Annotated in this window: 5 protein-coding genes and 1 pseudogene; 3 read left to right on the forward strand and 3 right to left on the reverse strand. The window is 63.7% G+C overall.

Translation table 11 applies throughout. From position 1 onward, the window contains the following. Nucleotides 1-344: 344 nt before the first annotated feature. Nucleotides 345-1,760 (reverse strand): pyridoxal-dependent decarboxylase, encoded by a 1,416-nt coding sequence (locus KBZ07_RS15095; RefSeq protein ID WP_254932379.1) that lies wholly within the window; start codon nt 1,758-1,760, stop codon nt 345-347. A gap of 74 nt (nt 1,761-1,834) precedes the next feature. On the opposite strand from KBZ07_RS15095, the gene KBZ07_RS15100 reads away from it, so the two are divergent. Then, the gene (locus KBZ07_RS15100; protein WP_254932380.1) at nt 1,835-2,380 is read left to right on the forward strand and encodes a nucleoside deaminase; all 546 of its coding nucleotides are present in this window, start codon (nt 1,835-1,837) and stop codon (nt 2,378-2,380) included. On the opposite strand, the gene KBZ07_RS15105 is transcribed toward KBZ07_RS15100, so the two are convergent. After that, complete coding sequence (locus tag KBZ07_RS15105) at nt 2,313-3,524, reverse strand: alanine--glyoxylate aminotransferase family protein (protein ID WP_254932381.1); 1,212 nt, start codon at nt 3,522-3,524, stop codon at nt 2,313-2,315. The genes KBZ07_RS15100 and KBZ07_RS15105 overlap by 68 nt on opposite strands. A 13-nt stretch (nt 3,525-3,537) precedes the next feature. Continuing rightward, complete coding sequence (locus tag KBZ07_RS15110; protein ID WP_254932383.1) at nt 3,538-4,056, reverse strand: allophycocyanin subunit beta; 519 nt, start codon at nt 4,054-4,056, stop codon at nt 3,538-3,540. Between the two features lie 175 nt (nt 4,057-4,231). Between KBZ07_RS15110 and KBZ07_RS15115 the strand changes: the two genes are divergently transcribed. Together KBZ07_RS15115 and KBZ07_RS15120 are read left to right on the forward strand one after the other, a co-directional pair. Further along, nucleotides 4,232-5,512 (forward strand): glycosyltransferase WbuB, encoded by a 1,281-nt coding sequence (locus KBZ07_RS15115; protein ID WP_254932382.1) that lies wholly within the window; start codon nt 4,232-4,234, stop codon nt 5,510-5,512. Nucleotides 5,513-5,525: 13 nt separating this feature from the next. Next, nucleotides 5,526-5,761: pseudogene (locus KBZ07_RS15120) on the forward strand (hypothetical protein); the annotation flags it as partial.

Consider the following 5,761-nt stretch of genomic DNA (forward strand, 5'->3'; position numbering starts at 1 on the left):
ACTTCGAGCGAGACCAGGAGTGGGGTGATGGCGGTCTGCAGGAGGTGGTGCAGCAGCAATACGACCTAAACCGGCGCGAGGGGGCCCTGAGCCGTTTCCTCGAGGCGGCCCTCAACCGGGTGGTGCAGCCCCTGCAGGCAAGGCAGCCGAGCTTGGCGCCCCGGCCTCCGAGCGAGTGAGCTGCACCTCTGCCGCCCCCCCCCCCATCGCCTCCGGTGGCGGTGGCTGGAGCGGACCGCGGCTGTCCAGCACTGCGATCAGGGCCAGGTAGAGCACGCCGATCAGGATCGAAATCGCACCAGTCACGATCGCAAGCCAGCGGCCCGGCTGGGCTTCGGGCCCGCTCATGGCAGGCCCACCAGGCTGGTTTGCACGAGGCCGGCGAGCGTTTCGAGGTGCTCGCTGCGGGTGTGGGGATTGCCCAGCACGGCCTTGAGATGGTGGCGGCCGCCGTAGTGGGGCCGCGAGAGCATCAATTGGTGCTGGAGCAGGAGCTGGCGTGTCTGCTGGCTCCAGTGCGCCGCCGCCCCGACATCCAGCTGCCGGGGGGTGAAGGCCAGCAGGTGGAAGGAGCCGCAACGCAACTGCAGACGCTCGCTCGCACCCAGCAGGGCCTGGAGCTGGCGGCGCCTAGCTATGGCCCCGTCCAGCACGGCGCCGATGCCACTGAGACCCAGCTGACGCAGGCCCAACCAGAGCTTGAGCACCTCTGCCGGGCGGGTGCCCTGCAGGCCCGTTTCACCGCCATGGCCCCCGCCCCAGCTGGGCTCCATATAGGGCAGGCCGGTTTGAAAGGCCTGGGCCAGGGCCTGGGGTTGGGCCAGCAACAGCAGGGAGGAGGTCTTGGTGATGCCCAGCACCTTCTGGGGATTGATCGTGATCGAATCGGCGCGCTCCAGCCCAGCCACCCGGAAACGGTGCGCTGGTACCAGGCCAAAAACGGCACCGATCGCCCCATCCACATGCAGCCACAAGCCCCGCTTGGCGCAGAGGTCGGCAATTGCCTCCAGGGGATCCACGGCGCCGCGCACGGTGGTGCCGGCCGTGGCCACCACGGCAATCACCGGCTGGCCGGCCCGCTCCAACCGGTCCAGTTCCTGCTCGAGGGCGTGGGGGAGCAGGCGGCCGGCACCATCCACCGCAATCGGGCAGAGGGCCTCGGGCGGCAGGCCCATCACCGCCAGCGCCTTGGCCATCGAGACATGGGCGTCGGCACTAGCGACCACCACCGCCCGACTTTCGGTGGCCAAACCCCTACTGCGCCGGGCGGCAACCAGGGCCATCAGGTTGGAGAGGGTGCCACCACTGGCCCCCACGCCACCACTGCCCGGGGGCATCCCCAGCTGGCCAGCCAACCAGGCGGTGAGGCTGCGCTCCAGCCGGGTAAGGCTCGGGGAGAGCTCCTCGGCGAGCAGGTTGTTGTTCAGGCCAGCGCAGATCAGCTCGGCTGCGATGGAGGCCGCCAGGGGCGGGGGATCCAGGTGGGCCAGGGCGCCGGGATGGTTGGGGTTGTAGGCCCCATCCATCACCAGCTGCAGATCGGACAGGAGCTGCTCGGGCCCGAGGCCCTGGGCCTGGGGCTCCACCGCCGGCAGCACGCCCAGACCCGGCAGGGGGGAACGCTGGCTGGCACTCCCCAGCCAGGTGCACAGCTGGCGCGAGGCCAGCTCCAGGAAGTCCTGGAGCTGGGGATCCAGTTGCTCTGGGCTGGCAAAGGGCAGGGGCTGGATCGCCTGCGGGGCAGGTGGCGAGCTTGCCAACGGGTCAGCAACAGATCTCCCCATTCTCACCTGCGGGCCCCCTGGAAGGTGGACTACAAGGGGGGGAACCGCGCATGCAGTTGCCAGTGGCAGTTCCACCAGCAAACAAACCGCCGCCTGAGCTGCTGGAGCTCTGGATGGAGCGTGTGTTGCGCCAGGGCGCCAGGGCTGGGGGAAGGGGCGAAATTCCCGTAGCGGCAGTGCTGCTGGATGGATGCGGCAAGTGCATTGGCTGGGGCAGCAACCGCCGCTCAAACGATGGCGACCCCCTGGGCCATGCCGAGCTGGTCGCCCTGGGGCAGGCTGCACGGCTGCGGCGCGACTGGCGTTTCAACGACTGCACCCTGGTGGTCAACCTGGAACCCTGCCCCATGTGTGCCGGGGCGCTGGTGCAGGCGCGGGTCGGCAGGGTGGTGTTCGGCGCAGCCGATCCCAAGCGCGGGGCCCTGGGAAGTTGTCTCAACCTAGCCAGCCACGCCAGTGCCCACCACCGGCTGGAGGTGGTTGGCGGCCTGCTGGCGGACCAGGCCTCAGCCCAGCTGGGGGAATGGTTTAAACGGCGGCGCCAGCAAGGGCTGCCCCGGGCCGGAAAGCCGGCAACTCGCTTTCAAACAAGTTGAGCAAGCGGTCAACATTTTCGGGCTGGCTGTTGTAGCCCATCAGGCCGATGCGCCACACCTTGCCCGCGAGGGCGCCGAGGCCGCCGCCCACCTCGATGCCGTGGCGGTTGAGCAGATGGAGGCTGAAGGCCTTGCCATCGACGCCGACTGGGATCCTCACGGTGGTGAGGGTGGGAAGGCGCAGGTTCTGGGGGGCATGGAGTTCCAGGCCCAGGCGCTCCAGGCCTGCCCAGAGGCGCTCCGCATTGCTGCGGTGGCGGGCCCAGGCTGCTTCTAGACCCTCCTCGGCGAGCAGCCGCAGAGCCTCGCGCAGGCCGAAATTCATATTTACGGGCGCTGTGTGGTGGTAGACACGATCGCTGCCCCAATACTTGTTGAGCAGGCTGACATCGAGGTACCAGTTGGGCACCTTGCCCTCCCGGGCCAGCATCTTGGCCTCCGACCGCGGCCCCATGCTGAAGGGGCCCAGCCCCGGCGGGCAACTCAGGCCCTTCTGGGAGCAGCTGTAAGCCAGGTCCACCTTCCACTCATCCAGGTAGATGGGCACCGCCCCCAGGGAAGTCACCGTGTCCAGCAGCAGCAGGCAGTCGTACTTGCGGCAGAGGTCGCCAATCCCCTCGACGGGTTGGCAGATGCCGGTGGAGGTTTCGGCATGCACGATCGCCAGGATCTTGGGGCGGTGGCTCACCAGGGCCTGCTCCAGCTCCTCGAGGCTGAAGGCCTCCCCCCAGGGCTTCTCGATCGTCACCACCTCGGCCCGGTAGCGGCCTGCCATGTCGGCCAGGCGCAGGCCGAAGTAGCCCTTCACCGCCACCAACACCTTCTCACCGGGCTCGATCGTGTTGGCCAGGGTGGCCTCCATGGCGGCGCTGCCGGTACCACTCATGGGACTGGTGAGACGGTTGTCGGTTTGCCAGGCGTATCGCAGCAGCTCCTGCACCTCCCCCATCAGCACGATGTAGAGGGGATCGAGGTGGCCGATCGGAGTGCGGGCCAGGGCCTCGAGCACGGTCGGATGGGCGTTGGATGGGCCCGGGCCAAGCAGCAGCCGGTCGGGGGTGGCGATCGGGGCCAGCGCGAGGCGATGGGCTGAATTGACTGGAGGCAGCACAGGGAGAAAAGACGGGGCCTGGGTTAACAGCATGGAACCTGAAGCCCTATCGCGCCCGCAGGTTGGTGGCGCCAAGGCCGCGGCAGAGGTGTTCGAAGGGTGCGCGCACGGCCGTGGTGTCGCTCACACCCGTATCCAGCAGCAGTTCGCACACCACATCGGCCAGCAGAGCGATGCTGCGGACGGTCGGGCCGGTCGGCACCCCCAGGCTCTTGTAGGTGTCGTCGAGACCGTTGAGCACCCGCTCATCGAGGATGGTGGGATCGCCGGCGATCAGGGCGTAGCTGGCGTAGCGGAGGAAATAGTCCATGTCCCGCAGGCAGGCAGAAAGCCGGCGCGTGGTGTAGGCGTTGCCGCCGGGGAGGATCAGCTCTGGATCGGCCAACCAGAGGCGCTGGGCTGCCTCACGCACGATCGCCGCCGCCTCCCGGTTGATCAGCTCCACCGCCGCCAGGCGCAAGCCAGACTCGGAGTAGTAGGAGGAGATCCGATCGATCGCGGAACGGTCGAGGTAGCGGCCCTGCTGGTCGTAGCGACCAATCAGCCCAGTGATGGCATCGCGCATGGCGGGATCTAATCGACGCAGCTGGCCTGGACCGTAGCACTCGCAATCGGCCAAAACCCAGGCCAGGGGGTCGATCTGGGCAAGCTGACAGAAACGGTTACGCAAGCGTCTGCCCGCTGTGGGCGGAAAAGCAAAAGCCTGCGCATACTCATGCTGAACCCAATCGAAATCAGGGATGAAGCTGCTGCTCTACGGCTTGAACTACGCCCCTGAACCTGTGGGCATAGGCAAGTACAGCGGCGAATTGGCTGAATGGCTGGCGGGCAGGGGCCATGAGGTGCGTGTCATCACGGCACCGCCCTACTTTCCCCAATGGCGGGCGGTGGCGAACCGCTACAGAAGGGAACAAAGGCGAGGAGTGGACATCTGGCGCTGCCCCCTGTGGGTACCCAGGCGCCCGAGTGGACTAAGCAGGCTGGTTCACTTGGCAAGTTTTGCCCTCAGTAGCCTGCCAGTGCTTCTGGCCCAACGGAAGTGGCGACCGGATGTGGTGCTCACGGTGGCACCTGCCTTCTTCTGTGCACCGGGAGCCCTACTGCTAGGCAAACTGTGTGGCGAGGCCACAACAACCTGGCTACATATCCAGGACTTTGAGCTGGATGCGGCCTTTGAACTGGGGATACTGAAGGGCAGGTGGATCCGGAGACTCGCCGAAAACTGGGAACGCAGTACCCTTGAAGGCTTCAACAAAATCAGCACAATAAGCGAGGCGATGCGGCAAAGGGCGATCGTCAAAGGGGTGAAGACGGAGAGCGCCTGCCTATTGCCTAATTGGGTGGATCTGAAAGAAATCGCGCCAGAGGAAGGAATTCAAAAGCTTAACAATCCCTACCGAAGCGAGTTAAATATTAGCGAAGGGACGCTCGTACTTCAATATTCAGGCTCCATGAACAAAAAGCAAGGCCTGAATATATTAGCACAAGCGATTAAGGAATTAGCCGATATGCCTAACTTGCTATGGATATTTGCAGGCGAGGGGCCCACAAAAGCCGAACTCATCTCAATCACCAAGTGTTACAAAAATGTATTAATTCTACCGCTGCAACCTCCAGAGAATCTCAATAGATGGCTAAATTTAGCCGATGTACATTTGCTGCCACAGAAAGCGAAGGCTGCAGACCTAGTTCTGCCGTCTAAACTTTTAGGGATCCTCGCCAGTGGCAGGCCTGTGGTAGCAAGCTCACCGAGCGGTAGTGAACTAGGTGTGCTGGCCGAACTGGCAGGAATACGCGTAGAACCAGGGGATGACAAGGGTTTTGCCAAGGCCATTCGACAGCTTGCATCTGATAGAAAACTGAGAGAACGACTTGGAGCAAAAGGTCGGAGTGCTGCAGAAAACTATTTTGGCCGAGAATCCATACTTACACAATTTGAATCTGCTTTAAAAAACCTTCGAGATAAATCCCACACAACACGTGAAAGGGCCTGGAAGGGGGCGCCTTTATCATCCAATTAGAGCTGAAAAATCTATGAAAATTCTTCGTGTCATACGCACTCTGGACCCAGCCAGCGGAGGCATGGCTGAAGGGATACGTCAAATAGCCCCCAATTTAAAAAAACATGGCGTCAGTACAACAGTCATCTGTTTGGATCCCCCCGGCTCAGATTGGCTGGTAAATCAAGGATTTGATTGCTATGGATTAGGTCCTGTCGCGGGGGAATACGGATATCGACGTGGATTGCCCATTCGAATCCACAAGCATGC

This window comes from Cyanobium sp. BA20m-14, from assembly GCF_024346295.1.